Here is a 13,757-nt window from a genome sequence, read left to right on the forward strand (position 1 = left end):
GCCGTTTGCGAGTGGCGGTACTGTAGCCGCCCGCACCAGACCCGTGCATACGGGCTTTCCCTTGGTGCCCACAGCCGATGGCACAGGAAATGCAGCGCAGGGTGTGTCGTTGGAAGAGGAAAACACCATGTCGCAAAACGATGCATTCGCCGCCGCCGCCCACCTGCACGTGTTGTTGCGCCGCAAGACCGGCCGCGTGACCGACACCGAGTGGATGGTGAACAACGTGGAATATGCGCAGGCCGTCGTGAGCTTCGCCCGCCAGCGGGCGCACGAGGACGGCTTCGAGGAGCTGCTGCCCCTGGCCGAGCGGCTGGAGTCGCTGGTGATCCCGGTGCGCCGGCACAGCGCGCCGGTGTCGGCACCCGCGCCCCTGACGCCCGGCGACCCCAGCGCGCGCTACATCGGCCGCCTCAGATAAGGGCCACCTGCAGCGTCGCCACGAATCCGTCGCCGACGCTGCCCTCGACGGTGGCGAGCTGGCGCACCGCGCGGTCGCTGCCGAACACGTTGTCGCTGGCGAGTGAGACGCCGGCGAAGTGGTTCACGCTGGCCGCATAACCCGCGGCCTCGCCGTACACCTGCTCGCAGGCCCCGGCCGGCAGCGCCAGCTGGGACACCAGGCCGTGGTCGCCGGTGGTGGTGTCGTCCAGTGCGTCGTCCAGGCTGTCGTAGACCTGGAAGTGGATGTGCGGCCAGCGGCCGCTGTAGCAGCCCGGGAAGATGGTGGAAAAGCGCACCACGCCGTTCTCGTCGCTGACCTGCACCCCGCGCAGGTAGTTCTCCTGCGTGTGCCCGCCCGAATACAGGGAATAGCTGCCGTCGCGCGTGCAGTGCCAGAGGTAGACCGCCCGGCCGGCCAGCGGCGCACACGACGCCGACACATCGACCAGGGTGAGCTGCACGGTCAGGGGCACCCCGAGGGCCAGGCCGTCGGCGCCCCCCACGCTGCGGCGGATGTCGCTGCGCACGATGCCGCTGAGCGTCAGTGCGTTCAGGCGCTGGCCGGAGGCGCTGGTGCCGTCGGCGGGGTACGGTCCGGCGGTCTCGCCGGGCGTGGTGCTGCAGCTGCCGGCGATGCCCGAGTCGAGGAGGTCGTCCTCGGTGTCGCCACCGCCGCAGCCTGGCAAGGCCAGCAGCGGGGCGGCCCCCAGCACCGTGCCCGAGAGCCAGCGCAGGCTGCGCCGCCGGTCGATGCGCTGCCGCGCCAGGGTGTCCAGGTCGTGTCTCAATCCATGGGGGGTCATCGAATTCATCTCAGGTTCCGGTCGCATCAGTGGTGGCGCGGGGCGGGTGCATGGTCCAGGGCGAGGCCCAGGGTCAGCTCGGCGCGCAGTCCGCCGCCGCCGCCATCGGCCACCAAACGGTCCGGCCGCAGCGTGCGGGTGTGCTGCATGTCCAGACACGGCGGCTTGCGCAGCGTGGGCAGGGCCAGCGGCGCGATCTGCAGCGCCTCGTCCTCCTCCGGCGGCAGCGAGGGCAGCAGCAGGCAGCCGTCGGCGCGCGCGACCACGTGCCGCCCGTCGTTGAAATAGACGCGCAGATACACCGGCACGCTGTTGTCGAGGTAGCGGCCGGGGTAGACGGTGTGGAAGCGCAGCTCACCCTGTTCGTCGCTCAGCTGCACACCCCGCATCAGCGCCACCGTGCGCAGGTCGTCGGCCGCCGTGTCCAGGGTCCAGCAGCAGGGGTCGTAGTGCCAGATGTAGACCGCTGCGCGCTGGACCGCCTGGCCGCTGCTGTCCTGCAGGCGCAGCGCCAGCGTCAGCGGCACGCCGGGGCTCTGGTGGGCCAGGTCGCTGCCACGCGCCGGTGACGCATCGACGAACTCGCGCACCGGGTAGGGGCGGTGCGTGGGCTGCACCGCCAGCAACGCCCTGGGCGGGCGAATTGCGACGGCGGGGGCCTCACGGAAGGTGATGGGAGGGAAGGCATGGGGCACGGTGTTCATGCCCCGCATGCTGGTCCGCGCCTGTGAAGCGGATATCGGCACTTTGTGTCCGGCCGGACACAGGCCGCCCACCGCCGAGACGCGTCAGGCCGCCGGCAGGACCAGGGTGGCGCGCAGACCGCCTTCGGCCCGGTTCTCCAGCAGCAGACGACCGCCCTCGCGCTGCGCCAGGTCGTGGGCAATGGCCAGGCCCAGACCGCTGCCCGCAGGACCGGCAGCGCCCTCGCCCCCCGGCAGCCGCACCCAGGGACGCAACACCTGCGGGACCAGCTCGGGTGCGATGCCCGGGCCGTCGTCGTCCACCGTCACCCGCACCTCGCCGCCCGCCCCGGTGGCGTCCAGCCGCGCGACACGCCCGTAGCGCAACGCGTTGTCGACCAGGTTGTCCACGATGCGGCGCAGCGAAGCCGGGTGCGCACGCACCCGCAGCGGCGGCGCATCGCCGGCAGGTTCGGCCAGCGTGACCGCCTGCCCCTGCTCGGCGCGGTCGTCGACCAGCGACTGCAGCAGCGCACCCAGGTCCATCAGGGCGGGTGGCGCGCCGGTGGACTGCTCGCGCACCACGGCCAGCGAGGCATCGATCAGCTCGTCCATGGCGCGGATGTCCTGCGCCGCCGCCTGTGCCGCCGCCGGTGGCAGCTGCTCCAGCCGCAGGCGCAGCCGGGTGAGCGGCGTGCGCAGGTCGTGCGAGGCGGCGGCCATGTGCAGGCTGCGCTGCTCGAACTGCTGCTTGAGCGCCTGCGCCATGCGGTTGAAGGCCTGCGCCGACGCCCGCACCTCGGCGGTGCCGCGCCGCTCGTCCAGCGCGGGCGGATCGCGCCCTTCGGACAAACCCTGGGACAGCGTGGCCGAAGCCTGGGCCAGGCGCCGCATGGGCGCCGACAGCCAGCGCGCGCCGAGGGCCGCGCCCACGCCGATGAGCAGCGCGCGCAGCGCGAAATCAAGCCAGAGGCTGCGCGCGGGCATGCCCTGCCCGGGTGCGCCTTCGCGCGGCGCGGGCCTCTGCGCGGCCCCGGGCGGGGGCGGCGCGCCCTCGCCCGGCCCGCCGGCATCCAGCGGCCCGAACGGCGGGAGCGAGGGCAGCGGCGGCAGGGCCGACACGCCCTCGGACGGCAGCCGGGCCACCCAGCCCATGCCAGCCGGCGACACCACCGAAAACGCGAACAGGTGGCTGATCACCAGGGTCACCCACATCAGCAGGAACAGGCGCAGGAACAGGGTGTCGATGCGGCGCAGGCGCTCGCGCCAGGCAGAAAGGTTCACGGCGCGGCCCTCCGGGGTGCAAACAGGTAGCCCGTGCCGCGCAGGGTCCGGATGAGGCCGTGCTGCGCGTCGTTGTCGCCCAGCTTGTGGCGCAGGCGCGAGACCGCCAGGTCGATGCTGCGCTCGTTGGCCTCGACACCCGGCGCGCGGGTCAGTTCCAGCAGCCGGTCGCGCGAGAGCGCCTGGTCGGGGTGGTCAACAAAGGCCACCAGCAGCCGGTACTCGGCCGCCGAGAGCGTGTGCATCACGCCCTCGGGGTCGTAAAGCCGGCGCTGCACGCGGTCGAAACGCCAGCCTCCGATGAGCACGGACGCCGACGCCGTGGCCTGGGGTTGCGCCCAGGTGCCGCGCCGCACCGCGCGGATGCGCGCCACCAGCTCGCGCGGTTCAAACGGTTTGGGCAGGTAGTCGTCGGCGCCCAGCTCCAGGCCCAGCACGCGCGAGAGCGTGTCGCCCTGCGCGGTGAGCATGATCACCGGCAGACCGGGCTGCACCCGCTTGACCCACTGGCACAGGTCCAGCCCGCTCTCGCCGGGCAGCATCAGGTCCAGCAGCAGCACGTCGACATCGGCCGAGGGCAGGCGCTGGCGCAGGCCCGCTCCGTCGGCGACGGCATCCAGCCGCATGCCGAAGGGCTGGAGAAAACCGGTGAGCAGTTCGCGGATGCTGGGGTCGTCGTCGACGAGCAGGCAGCGGATCGGGGAAGCGGAGGGAGCGGAGGAGTCGGACATGGGCGCAACCGGGCGGACAGCCACATCGCGCCCGCGAGGGCGCCAGTGTAGGCAGCACGCCCGGCACCCGCGGGCCTGTGTCCGGATCTTTACCTTCCGGCGACGATCCAGCGTGCGGCCTTCTCCGCAACCATCAGCGTCGGGCTGTTGGTGTTGCCGCTGGTGATGGTCGGCATCACGCCCGCGTCCACCACGCGCAGCCCGGCCACGCCGCGCACGCGCAGATGGCTGTCCACCACCGCCAGCGGGTCGTCCTCACGCCCCATCTTGGTCGTGCCCACGGGGTGGAAGATGGTGCTGGCGATGTCGCCGGCCAGGCGGGCCAGCTCCTCGTCGCTCTGGTACTGCACGCCGGGCTTGAACTCCTCGGGCTGGTACTTCGCCATCGCCGGCTGGGCCACGATGCGGCGCGTCACGCGCAGGCTGTCGGCCGCCACCTTGCGGTCGTCCTCTGTGGCCAGGTAGTTGGGCGCGATGGCCGGCGCGTCCTCGAAACGCGGGCTCTTGATGCGCACGTGGCCGCGGCTGCTGGGGTTGAGGTTGCAGACGCTGGCGGTGAACGCCGGGAAGGCGTGCAGCGGCTCGCCGAAGGCGTCCAGGCTCAGCGGCTGCACGTGGTATTCGAGGTTGGCGTACGGCAACGACGGGTCGCTCCTGGTGAAGGCGCCGAGCTGGCTGGGCGACATGCTCATCGGCCCGCTGCGCTTGAGCGCGTATTCGAGCCCGATCATGGCCTTGCCCCAGAGCGAGTTGGCCAGGGTGTTGAGGGTCTTCGCGCCCTGCACTTTGTAGACCGAGCGGATCTGCAGGTGGTCCTGCAGGTTTTCGCCCACGCCGGGCAGCTGGTGCACCGGCGCCACGCCCGCGGCCTGCAGCACCGGCGCCGGGCCGATGCCCGAGAGCTGCAGGATCTGCACCGAGCCGATGCTGCCGGCGCTGAGCACCACCTCGCGCGCAGCGGCCACGCGCACGCGCTGGCCGTGCGTCACCAGATCGGCGCCGGTGCAGCGCAGCGCGCCCGCCGCGTCCCGCTCCAGCCGCAGGCGCTCCACCTGGGTCTGCGTCCACACCGTGAGGTTGGGCCGGTGCTGCACCGGGCGCAGAAAAGCCTTGCTCGCGTTCCAGCGCCAGCCGGCTTTCTGGTTCACCTCGAAATAGCCCACACCCTCGTTGTCGCCGCGGTTGAAGTCGTCCGTGGCCGGGATGCCGGCCTGCTGCGCCGCCTGCGCGAAAGCGTCCAGCACGTCCCAGCGCAGGCGCTGTTTCTCGATGCGCCACTCGCCGGTGCTGGCCACGCTTCGGTGCCCGTGCAGGGCGGCGAAGGCCGCGTCGCCCTGGCCTTCGGTGTAGCGGTCGAGCCGGTGGTGGTCTTCGTGCGCCTTGAAGTCCGGCAGGCAGCGGTTCCAGCTCCAGTCGCTGTCGCCGGTCAGCTGCGCCCACTGGTCGTAGTCGCGCGCCTGGCCGCGCATGTAGATCATCCCGTTGATGCTCGAACACCCGCCCAGCGTCTTGCCGCGCGGGTAACGCAGCTTGCGCCCGTTCAGACCCGGGTCGGCCTCGGTCTGGTAGAGCCAGTCGGTGCGCGGGTTGCCGATGCAATAGAGGTAGCCGACGGGGATGTGGATCCAGTGGTAATCGTCCTTGCGCCCGGCTTCGATCAGCAGCACGCGTTTCGATGGGTCCGCACTGAGCCGGTTGGCCAGCAGGCAACCGGCCGTGCCCGCGCCGACGATCACATAGTCAAAGGTGGTGGCGTCGCTCATGCGCAAGGTCTCCTCGTTGTTCATTGGCCGGGCTCATGATGCGACCCGCTGAATGCCGAGCACTTTGCCCGATTGGCACATGGATTTCCAATGAAAAGTGGCAAGCCCAGGTATAAGCTCGCCAAATAATGAATAGCCCCCGCCCCGCCCGCCTGCCCGCCACCGACCCGCAGACCCTGCGCGCCTTCGTCGCCGTGGCGCGCGAAGGGAATGTCTCGCGCGCCGCGCTGCGCCTGCACCTGAGCCAGCCGGCGGTCAGCCTGCAGCTCAAGACCCTGGCCGAAGCCACCGGCCTGCAGCTCTTCACCCGCACGCCGCAGGGCATGGCGCTCACGCGCGACGGCGCCGCCCTGCTGCCGCTGGCCGACCGCGCGCTGGCGGCCCTGTCCGACTTCGGCCAGGCCGCCGCCGCGCTGCACCAGACGGTGCGCGGCACGCTGCGCATCGGCACCATCCTCGACCCCGAGTTCACCCGCCTGGGCGCCTTCCTCAAGCAGCTGGTGGAAAGCGCGCCGCAGGTCCACACCGAACTGGGCCAGAGCATGAGCGGCGACGTGCTGGCGCGCATCGCGCGCGGCGAACTCGACGTCGGCTTCTTCCTCGACCTGCCGGCCGACCCGCTCGGCCCGCCCTACCGGCTGCGCGCCCTTACCCGCTTCACCTACCGCGTACTCGCGCCCGCCGGCTGGGGGCCGCAGGTCAAAGGCAAAGACTGGAAGGCCCTCGCCGCCCTGCCCTGGCTCGCCACGCCCCCGGCCAGCGCGCACCACCGGCTGCAACGCCGCGTGTTCGGCCCCGGCTCCCTGACCGGACTGGAGCCCAGGCGCGTGGCGCTGGTGGATCAGGAGGCGTCGATGCTCGACCTGGTCAAGAGCGGTGTCGGCCTGTCACTGGTGCGCGATGCGATAGCCATGCGCGAGGCGCAGGCGCACGGGCTGGTGGTGGCGGATCAGGTGGCGCTGGAATGCGACCTGAGCTTCATCTGCCTGGCCGAGCGGGCGGGCGAGCCGGTGATTGCGGCGGCGCTGGGGGCGCTGGATGCGGTGTGGGGGTGACAATCAGTTCAGCACAACACCCCATCTGAGCATGCTATTCGGAGACCGAAGCACCTTTGCAATAGAAGCCATGGTGGAGCCACACCTGCAAGCACCATCGGCGATGTGGGGCCGCTTGTGCATCTGGTGTGAGGATGTCCGCATCGGCGACTTTGCCGAAGAGCATTGCGGCTTGTACGACAGCTATGACAGCTTCCGGTCACTTCTGGCGAATCTCCATTCGCTGTGGCGCGCAGAGTTTGCCGACTTGCCCGACCGAGACCTTTGGAATCTGCTGGACGAAAAGCTCTACGGCTATCAAGGAGATGTCGCCATCGAAGACAACCGCACGATGGAGCAGCTCATCCAGGATGCGCAGACCTATGGCCGATTCAACTTCCTTACCAACTGGGGCGAACAGTTCGATCGGGACGGCAAATCTTTCATCGTGTGTACCCCCGAGCAGCAGGTCCGCATCCTGAATCTGTCCCTTCCTCCGCCCAAGGGCATCGTTCTGCGCGCCTCGATGTTTCCGGTGTCCGCCTCCATTCGCGCCTTTCTCCAGTGGTTCGAAGGCGAGGCCGCTCGCCTCGGCCATCCAGTGGCCTGAAGCCCCCACTCCAGTGTCTCCAACAACCTACCGACGGATACGCCACGCTGCCCGCTGACGGTCGAGGGTGAACGAATGACGATAGAGCCCGTGTACTTCTACACAAAGAACGACCCCTTCTACGAACTGTCCAACTTCGCTCCGTTCGGATTCGAATGCGCCGGCGTCTACTGGCCAACGATGGAGCACTTCTTTCAAGCGCAGAAGTTCCTCGCCCCTGAGCACCGGGAACGGATCCGGCGCGCGTCCAGCCCAAGAAACGCGCGAGCACTGGGGCAGAGCCGTGCCATTCCGATTCGCGCCGACTGGGAGGCGGTTCGCGAAGACGTGATGTACCAGGCGCTGCGCCTCAAATTCCAGCGGCCGGAGCTGCAAGCACTCTTGCTGGGCACGATGGGTCGGCCCTTGGTTGAGGCCTCGCCATTCGATCACTTCTGGGGCGCCGGTCAGGATGGCTCCGGGCAGAATCGGCTCGGTCACTTGCTGGAGCGACTGCGCCAGGAACTGGCCGTTCAAAACCCCAACTGAGCCCCCCATGAAGCAGCAAGTCGTGTTCATCGATGTCGACGAAACTCTGGTCAGATCCGTCGGAACCAAACGGATTCCCATGCCATCGGTTGTCGCCCAGGTGCGCCGGCTGCATGCAGAGGGCGCTACCTTGTTTCTGTGGAGCTCGGGCGGAAGCGACTATTGCCGGGAGACTGCACAGGAACTGGGTCTCTCGGACTGCTTCACCGGATTCCTCCCGAAGCCAACCGCGTACATCGATGATCAGCCTGTTCAGGAGTGGCGCGGCTGCCGCCACTTCTATCCAATGCAGGCAAGCGAGGCCTGAACCAGGCTTTCACCCGCGCATCCTCTCTTGTTCACGCCCATGCTCACCCGCATCCACCACGCCGCCATCATCTGCTCCGACTATCAGCGCTCCAGGCGCTTCTACACCGAGGTCCTGGGCCTGACGGTGATCGCCGAGCACTTCCGCGAAGCGCGCAATTCGTGGAAGCTGGACCTGGGTCTGCCCGACGGGTCGCAGGTGGAGCTGTTTTCTTTCCCCGGCGCGCCGCCGCGCCCGTCCTACCCCGAAGCGCAGGGCCTGCGGCATCTGGCGTTTGTGGTCGACGATGTGCCGGCCTGCAAGGCGCGGCTGGAGTCGCTGGGCGTGACGGTGGAGCCCGTGCGGGTGGACGAATACACCGGCCGACGCTTCACGTTCTTCAGCGATCCGGACGGCTTGCCGCTGGAGCTGTACGAGGCGTGAGGCCCAAGAATCCAGCGCCGGGCCGCCCCAAGCTGGATTCGCGCCCCCTCGGGGGGCAGCGACCCGCGCAGCGGCGGAGCGTGGGGGCCTAGTTCAGCTCCATGACTCTGGCCGGAAAGTCGTAGTTCTCGTCCAGCGCGCGCGCCGCCATCACCGGCAGCATGTGGGTGAGGAACACCTCGCCGACCCAGCGGCGCACCGCTGGGTCGGCCGGGTTGGTCTTGGCGTGCAGGGTGAAGGCGCAGAAGCGGGTGATGCCGATGTCCTCGGTCAGGCCCAGCGGCACGTGGGGTGCGCGCAGCTGGCCTTCGGGCAGGGCGTGGGTGGTTTCCAGGCGCCAGGCGCCGAGCATGCGGTCGAAGTGACCCACCGTCCCCTTGCGCCAGATCTCGGCCACGTAGATGTTCCAGGCGCCGGGCTCCTCGGCGATGAAACCCCAGTCGAACTCATGGATGGCGTCCGGCTCGGTGTCGAACACGCCCACCTCGCGCGCGTCGTCGCGCATCGAGAACTCGGTGAACATGGCGCCCGGCCCGGTCGGGCGGTTGTCGATGAAGCGGTTGACCGCCACCGGGTCGGCCACGCACAGCGGCTCGGGTTCGCTCCAGGCGCGCTTGGCGCGGTTGAGCAGGCGCGCGGTGGCGTCTACACTTTTCTGCGCGTTGATGATCCAGTCCATGAAGGTCTTGCGGCCTTCGGGTTTGGACAGCTGCTCGACCGCCTGGTCGAAGGCGGCGTCGTCCTTGAGGTAACCGTCCTCGCGCAGGCGCAGCACGATGTCCAGCAGCGAGTTGCGGGTGATGTGTTCCAGCGTGTAGGCCAGGTCGCCGCCGGGGTAGTCGGTCATGGTGCGACGGATCCAGTCCATCGTCGCCTCGTGCGACAGGCCTTGCGGCGCGCGCGGCAGGTCGTTGAAGAGGGCGCGCAGCACGCGCACCGTGTCCAGATCGCTGGCCATGTCGGTCCCGGTGTCAGAAAGAAAAGAGAAAGCCCAAGCCGGCACACCGCAGCGGCGAGCCAAGCCCAGTGGACAGCATAGCCCCGAGCCCCGGGGGTTGAATACCCGGAAAAGTCACGCGTTTGCGGTTCAAATGCAGGCCATGACCGCTTTGACCCCTTCCCTCTACCGCATCCTGTTCGTCTGCATGGGCAATATCTGCCGCAGCCCCACCGCCCACGGCGTGTTCGAGGCCAAGGTGCGCGAAGCCGGCCTGACCGAGCGTGTCGAGGTCGATTCGGCCGGCACGCACAACTACCACGTGGGCGCCCCGCCCGACCAACGCAGCCAGGCACACGCCCAGCGGCGCGGCTACGACCTCTCGAACCAGCGCGCGCGCCAGCTCACGGCGGACGATTTCGAGGCTTTCGACCTGGTGCTGGTGATGGACTGGGAGAACCAGGTGGCGGCCGAGCGGCTGTGCCCGCCGAAGCACGCCCGCAAGCTGCGCCGCTTCGCCGAGTTCTGCGAACGGCACGACAGCCCCATCGTGCCCGACCCCTACCAGGGGGGGCCGGACGGCTTCGAGCACGTGCTCGACCTGGTGGAGGACGGCAGCGAGGGGCTGCTGGCGCATGTGCGCCGCCAGCTGGGCCTGGCGCCCTGACCCGCCGGCCGTATTCCGCCTATTCCTTGAACGTCAGCCGGGCCTCGGTGGCGATCCGCCGGTAGAGCACCATGTCCTGCCGGACCGCGGCGGCCAGGGCCGAGGGCGCACCGCTGGCGGGCGTGATGCCCAGGTCCGCCATCTGCCGGACCAGCGCGGGGTCGGCCAGCGCCGCCAGCACCGCCTAGTTGAGCCGGTCCATCACCGGGGCCGGCGTGCCGACCGGGGCGAACAGGCCCAGCCACGAACCCAGAACGAAGTCCTGGAGGCCGCCTTCCGCCGCCGTGGGGACGTTGGGCAGGCGCGGGTCGCGGTGGCTGCCCGTGACCGCAACGATCTTCACCTTGCCCGCGTCGGCGTAGGCCTTGGCGGTGGCGTCGAAGGTCAGGTCCATCACCCCGCCGGCCACATCGATGAGCGCGGCAGAGGTGGACTTGTACGGCACATGGACCATCTCCGTGCCCGTCAGCCGCTGGAAGAACTCGCCGGCAAAGTGGGCGCCGCTGCCCCTGCCCGCGCTGCCGTAGCTCAGCTGCCCGGGGTTCTTCCGGGCGTGGGCGATGAACTCGCCCAGGGTGTTGACGGGCAGGCGGGCGCTCACCACCACGGGCAGGCCGTACGTGCCCGCCAGGGCCACCGGCGCCAGCGCCTTCGCCGGGTCGTACTTCACCGCCGGGTCCGTGACCGGGAGGATGGAATAGCTGGGGTTGGTGAACAGCAGGGTCGTGCCGTCGGGGTCGGCGCGCATGACGGCTTCCGAGCCGATGCGCGAGCCAGCACCCGGCCGGTTCTCGATGACCATGGTCTGCGCCAGCGATTTCGACACGCGGTCCAGAATGCCGCGTGCCACCTGGTCGGTGATGCCACCGGCCACGAAGGGCACGACCACCTTGATGATGGCGGGGCCGGTGCCGGATTGCGCAGAGGCCGAAGCCGTTGCAACCAGCGCGGCCGCGCTGGCGAGTGTTTTCAGCAGGTCGCGCCGGGACGTGTGGGTCATGGAAGTCTCCTTGTTGGATTGGTGGATGCGCGTGCCGGTCAAACGGGGCCGATGCCGTCCCAGCAGAGGTACTTGATTTCAAGAAACTCGTCGATGCCGTACTGGGAGCCTTCGCGGCCCAGCCCGCTCTGCTTGACGCCGCCGAAGGGCGCGACTTCGGTGGAGATCAGGCCGGTGTTGATGCCCACCATGCCGGACTCGATGGCCTCGGCCGTGCGCCAGATGCGCGCGGCGTCCCGGCTGAAGAGGTAGGACGCCAGGCCGAACTCGGTGTCGTTGGCCATGGCGATCGCCTCGTCGTCGGTGCCGAAGCGGATCAGCGGCATCACGGGGCCAAAGGTCTCCTCGATGGCCACGGCCATGTGGGGCCTCACGTCGGCCAGCACCGTGGGTTCGTAGAAGCCGCCGCCCAGGACGTGGCGCCGCCCGCCGGTGAGCACGCGCGCACCCGCGGCGACGGCGTCGGCCACGTGCGCCTCGACCTTGCGCACGGCGGCCGCGTCGATCATCGGACCGATCTGCACCCCCTCCTCCAGCCCGTGGCCGACCTTCAGGCCCGCCACCCGCGCGGCCAGGCGCCGGGCCAGTGCGTCGTGCACGCCGTCCTGCACCATCACGCGGTTGGCCGCGATGCAGGACTGGCCGGTGTTGCGGAACTTGGCCACCAGGATGCCCTCGACGGCCAGGTCCAGGTCGGCGTCGTCGAACACGATGCAGGGTGCGTTGCCGCCCAGTTCCATCGAACATTTCTTGATGGTGGCGGCCGACTGCTGCAGCAACACACGCCCCACTTCCGTGGACCCCGTGAAAGTGATCTTGCGCACCAGGGGATGCGAGGTCAGCACACCGCCGATGGCGCGCGTGTCGCTGCCGGTGAGCACGTTGAACACGCCGCCGGGCACGCCCGCGCGCAGGGCGAGTTCGCCCAGGGCCAGCGCGGTCAGCGGCGTCTGGCTGGCGGGCTTGACCACCATGGTGCAGCCCGCGGCGAGCGCCGGACCGGCCTTGCGGGCGATCATCGCCGCCGGGAAGTTCCAGGGCGTGATGGCCGCGCACACGCCCACGGGCTGCTTGAGCGTGACGATGCGCTGGGTCTCCTTGGGGGCGGGGACCACATCGCCGCGCACGCGCTTGGCTTCTTCGGCGAACCACTGCACGAAACCGGCGGCGTAGTCGATCTCGCCGCCGGCTTCGGCCAGGGGCTTGCCCTCCTCCAGCGTGATCAGCGTGGCCAGGTCGTCCTTGTGTTCGACGATCAGCTGCCACCAGCGGTACAGGATTTGGGAACGGTGTTTGGCCGTGGTCTTGCGCCAGCTGCGCCAGGCCCGGTCCGCGGCTTCCACGGCGCGCGTGGTTTCGGCTTCCTTGCAGCGCGGAAGCCGAGCGAGCAGCGCGCCATCCGCCGGATTGAAGAGATCCGAGGCCCCGTGCGGCGTGTCGGTGATCCATTGGCCGTCGATCAGCGCGGCTTCGCGCCACAGGCCGGCGTCTTTGAGCAATGTCTTCATGTTCTGCCCCCGGTTCAGCAGGGAAAGCGGCCGACCATGAACTGGCTGTCGGGGTCGTCGGTCACGGGCAGGCCGGACGCCACCAGGCCCTGCCGCAGCGGCTTCATGAAGCGGTCGGGGATGCGCATGGCCGGCGCGCGAAGGGGACCGCCGTTGAAGCCGGTCAGCCAGTCCTGGTACTTCCACATGGTCCGGTTCAACACCCCGGTGCCGCCGGCGTACGAGGCCGCGGCCGCGCCGTTGGCACTGCGCGCGGGGTTGACCTTCCAGTACAGCGCCATGGCCGCTTCCCACTCGCCCTGGCGGGCCAGCTCGAAGGCCCGGGGGTAGTAGTCGCTCATCCACTGCGTGTTGCTGGTGCCCGAGAACTGCAGCTTCATCAGGCTCATCAGCGGAATCGCGTCGCCCTCGATGGGGCAGCTGATCACCACCTCGTCGCGGAAGTGGTGGTACATCTCACAGATGCCGGCCGGCAGCGGGAAGCCCTGCTCCGACTTGATGGCCACGATGTTGGGACAGTCCTTGAGCAGGCGGCGCACCAGCGACACGGAGATGCCCGCCGGGTCCACGCGCTCGAAGCCCCACAGCGGAATCGGAAACAGCATCACGGCCAGGTCGGTCGCGTCGCAGAACTGCTTGGTGTAGTCGTGGATCTCCTGTTCGGTGGTGGGCCAGAACTGGGGCGGGTAGGACAGCAGCACGATGTCGGCGCCGGCCTGTTCGGCCAGCTTCACCGCGCGGATGTTCTCGGCCAGCGTGCCGAAGGCCGCGTGGAAGAACAGGCCGAAGTCCGGGCCACCGGTCTCCCGGGCCCAGGCCGTGAACTGCGCGTTCTCTTCCGGCGTGATCGCCACTTCCGAACACAGCAGGGTGTAGGTGTAGCCCAGCTTCTTGGCCAGCCCGATGTCGTGGCGGATGCCGCGTTCGTTGAGCCGGCTGAGGTCGGCCGAGTAGGACGGGATGGTGACGGCGGAGCAGCCCACCAGATGTTCACGGGCCCAGGCGCGGGCGTCTTTGCGTTGGTACGAAGCCATG

Annotated in this window: 17 protein-coding genes; 7 read left to right on the top strand and 10 right to left on the bottom strand. The window is 69.5% G+C overall.

Features of this window, described 5'->3' with window-relative positions:
• Nucleotides 1–127: 127 nt before the first annotated feature.
• Nucleotides 128–421: a hypothetical protein gene (locus tag HFL01S_RS06495; RefSeq protein ID WP_084383135.1), complete on the top strand. Its 294-nt coding sequence runs from the start codon at nt 128–130 to the stop codon at nt 419–421.
• Here the strand turns inward: HFL01S_RS06495 and HFL01S_RS06500 are convergent.
• The 5 genes from HFL01S_RS06500 to HFL01S_RS06520 all read right to left on the bottom strand — a co-directional run bounded on the left by HFL01S_RS06500 (nt 414) and on the right by HFL01S_RS06520 (nt 5,708).
• Entirely contained in the window at nt 414–1,256 is an 843-nt protein-coding gene (locus HFL01S_RS06500; RefSeq protein WP_066256324.1) for a dioxygenase family protein, read from the bottom strand. The genes HFL01S_RS06495 and HFL01S_RS06500 overlap by 8 nt on opposite strands.
• A gap of 17 nt (nt 1,257–1,273) precedes the next feature.
• A complete protein-coding gene (locus HFL01S_RS06505) occupies nt 1,274–1,951 on the bottom strand; it encodes a peptidase associated/transthyretin-like domain-containing protein (protein WP_169802312.1) in 678 nt (225 codons plus the stop codon).
• Nucleotides 1,952–2,035: 84 nt separating this feature from the next.
• A complete protein-coding gene (locus HFL01S_RS06510) occupies nt 2,036–3,214 on the bottom strand; it encodes an ATP-binding protein (protein ID WP_066256331.1) in 1,179 nt (392 codons plus the stop codon).
• The gene (locus HFL01S_RS06515) at nt 3,211–3,945 is read right to left on the bottom strand and encodes a response regulator (protein WP_066256335.1); all 735 of its coding nucleotides are present in this window, start codon (nt 3,943–3,945) and stop codon (nt 3,211–3,213) included. Before HFL01S_RS06515 ends, HFL01S_RS06510 begins: the two co-directional genes overlap by 4 nt.
• An 89-nt stretch (nt 3,946–4,034) precedes the next feature.
• Complete coding sequence (locus HFL01S_RS06520; protein ID WP_157538779.1) at nt 4,035–5,708, bottom strand: GMC family oxidoreductase; 1,674 nt, start codon at nt 5,706–5,708, stop codon at nt 4,035–4,037.
• Nucleotides 5,709–5,836: 128 nt separating this feature from the next.
• Between HFL01S_RS06520 and HFL01S_RS06525 the strand changes: the two genes are divergently transcribed.
• The 5 genes from HFL01S_RS06525 to gloA2 all read left to right on the top strand — a co-directional run bounded on the left by HFL01S_RS06525 (nt 5,837) and on the right by gloA2 (nt 8,610).
• Nucleotides 5,837–6,763, top strand: a complete 927-nt coding sequence (locus tag HFL01S_RS06525; protein ID WP_066256340.1) for a LysR family transcriptional regulator — start codon at nt 5,837–5,839, stop codon at nt 6,761–6,763.
• Between the two features lie 31 nt (nt 6,764–6,794).
• On the top strand, nt 6,795–7,352 hold the full coding sequence (locus tag HFL01S_RS06530; protein ID WP_500778578.1) for an Imm42 family immunity protein: 558 nt from the start codon (nt 6,795–6,797) through the stop codon (nt 7,350–7,352).
• A 90-nt stretch (nt 7,353–7,442) separates the two neighbouring features.
• A complete protein-coding gene (gene ybiA, locus HFL01S_RS06535; protein ID WP_218008602.1) occupies nt 7,443–7,880 on the top strand; it encodes a riboflavin biosynthesis intermediates N-glycosidase in 438 nt (145 codons plus the stop codon).
• A gap of 7 nt (nt 7,881–7,887) precedes the next feature.
• A complete protein-coding gene (locus HFL01S_RS06540) occupies nt 7,888–8,187 on the top strand; it encodes a DUF705 domain-containing protein (protein WP_066256350.1) in 300 nt (99 codons plus the stop codon).
• A gap of 39 nt (nt 8,188–8,226) precedes the next feature.
• On the top strand, nt 8,227–8,610 hold the full coding sequence (gene gloA2, locus HFL01S_RS06545) for an SMU1112c/YaeR family gloxylase I-like metalloprotein (RefSeq protein ID WP_066256587.1): 384 nt from the start codon (nt 8,227–8,229) through the stop codon (nt 8,608–8,610).
• Between the two features lie 88 nt (nt 8,611–8,698).
• Here gloA2 and HFL01S_RS06550 read toward each other — a convergent pair whose 3' ends face one another.
• Nucleotides 8,699–9,568 carry a hypothetical protein gene (locus HFL01S_RS06550; protein ID WP_066256353.1) on the bottom strand — a complete coding sequence of 290 codons (870 nt, stop codon included), beginning with the start codon at nt 9,566–9,568 and terminating at the stop codon, nt 8,699–8,701.
• A 142-nt stretch (nt 9,569–9,710) separates the two neighbouring features.
• On the opposite strand from HFL01S_RS06550, the gene HFL01S_RS06555 reads away from it, so the two are divergent.
• Nucleotides 9,711–10,214, top strand: a complete 504-nt coding sequence (locus HFL01S_RS06555) for a low molecular weight protein-tyrosine-phosphatase (RefSeq protein WP_066256590.1) — start codon at nt 9,711–9,713, stop codon at nt 10,212–10,214.
• 19 nt (nt 10,215–10,233) lie between these two features.
• On the opposite strand, the gene HFL01S_RS25890 is transcribed toward HFL01S_RS06555, so the two are convergent.
• From HFL01S_RS25890 to HFL01S_RS06570, 4 genes are read right to left on the bottom strand one after another with little or no spacing between them, the layout of a single operon-like run.
• Nucleotides 10,234–10,356 carry a hypothetical protein gene (locus tag HFL01S_RS25890; RefSeq protein ID WP_281179898.1) on the bottom strand — a complete coding sequence of 41 codons (123 nt, stop codon included), beginning with the start codon at nt 10,354–10,356 and terminating at the stop codon, nt 10,234–10,236.
• A 42-nt stretch (nt 10,357–10,398) separates the two neighbouring features.
• Complete coding sequence (locus tag HFL01S_RS06560; RefSeq protein WP_066256355.1) at nt 10,399–11,214, bottom strand: Bug family tripartite tricarboxylate transporter substrate binding protein; 816 nt, start codon at nt 11,212–11,214, stop codon at nt 10,399–10,401.
• Between the two features lie 38 nt (nt 11,215–11,252).
• Nucleotides 11,253–12,722: an NAD-dependent succinate-semialdehyde dehydrogenase gene (locus HFL01S_RS06565; protein ID WP_066256358.1), complete on the bottom strand. Its 1,470-nt coding sequence runs from the start codon at nt 12,720–12,722 to the stop codon at nt 11,253–11,255.
• 14 nt (nt 12,723–12,736) lie between these two features.
• The gene (locus tag HFL01S_RS06570) at nt 12,737–13,756 is read right to left on the bottom strand and encodes a dihydrodipicolinate synthase family protein (protein ID WP_066256359.1); all 1,020 of its coding nucleotides are present in this window, start codon (nt 13,754–13,756) and stop codon (nt 12,737–12,739) included.
• Nucleotide 13,757 lies beyond the last annotated feature (1 nt).

It is taken from the genome of Hydrogenophaga flava NBRC 102514 (genome assembly GCF_001571145.1).
Classification (GTDB): domain Bacteria; phylum Pseudomonadota; class Gammaproteobacteria; order Burkholderiales; family Burkholderiaceae_C; genus Hydrogenophaga; species Hydrogenophaga flava.

Coding starts and splice junctions, on each gene's coding strand:
- HFL01S_RS06560 (WP_066256355.1), bottom strand. CDS start 11,214: ATGACCCACACGTCCCGGCGCGACCTGCTGAAAACACTCGCCAGCGCG.
- HFL01S_RS06570 (WP_066256359.1), bottom strand. CDS start 13,756: ATGGCTTCGTACCAACGCAAAGACGCCCGCGCCTGGGCCCGTGAACAT.
- HFL01S_RS06515 (WP_066256335.1), bottom strand. CDS start 3,945: ATGTCCGACTCCTCCGCTCCCTCCGCTTCCCCGATCCGCTGCCTGCTC.
- HFL01S_RS06540 (WP_066256350.1), top strand. CDS start 7,888: ATGAAGCAGCAAGTCGTGTTCATCGATGTCGACGAAACTCTGGTCAGA.
- HFL01S_RS25890 (WP_281179898.1), bottom strand. CDS start 10,356: ATGGCGGACCTGGGCATCACGCCCGCCAGCGGTGCGCCCTCGGCCCTG.
- HFL01S_RS06520 (WP_157538779.1), bottom strand. CDS start 5,708: ATGAGCGACGCCACCACCTTTGACTATGTGATCGTCGGCGCGGGCACG.
- HFL01S_RS06505 (WP_169802312.1), bottom strand. CDS start 1,951: ATGAACACCGTGCCCCATGCCTTCCCTCCCATCACCTTCCGTGAGGCC.
- HFL01S_RS06495 (WP_084383135.1), top strand. CDS start 128: ATGTCGCAAAACGATGCATTCGCCGCCGCCGCCCACCTGCACGTGTTG.
- HFL01S_RS06500 (WP_066256324.1), bottom strand. CDS start 1,256: ATGAATTCGATGACCCCCCATGGATTGAGACACGACCTGGACACCCTG.
- HFL01S_RS06565 (WP_066256358.1), bottom strand. CDS start 12,722: ATGAAGACATTGCTCAAAGACGCCGGCCTGTGGCGCGAAGCCGCGCTG.
- HFL01S_RS06550 (WP_066256353.1), bottom strand. CDS start 9,568: ATGGCCAGCGATCTGGACACGGTGCGCGTGCTGCGCGCCCTCTTCAAC.
- HFL01S_RS06530 (WP_500778578.1), top strand. CDS start 6,795: ATGCTATTCGGAGACCGAAGCACCTTTGCAATAGAAGCCATGGTGGAG.
- HFL01S_RS06555 (WP_066256590.1), top strand. CDS start 9,711: ATGACCGCTTTGACCCCTTCCCTCTACCGCATCCTGTTCGTCTGCATG.
- gloA2 (WP_066256587.1), top strand. CDS start 8,227: ATGCTCACCCGCATCCACCACGCCGCCATCATCTGCTCCGACTATCAG.
- HFL01S_RS06525 (WP_066256340.1), top strand. CDS start 5,837: ATGAATAGCCCCCGCCCCGCCCGCCTGCCCGCCACCGACCCGCAGACC.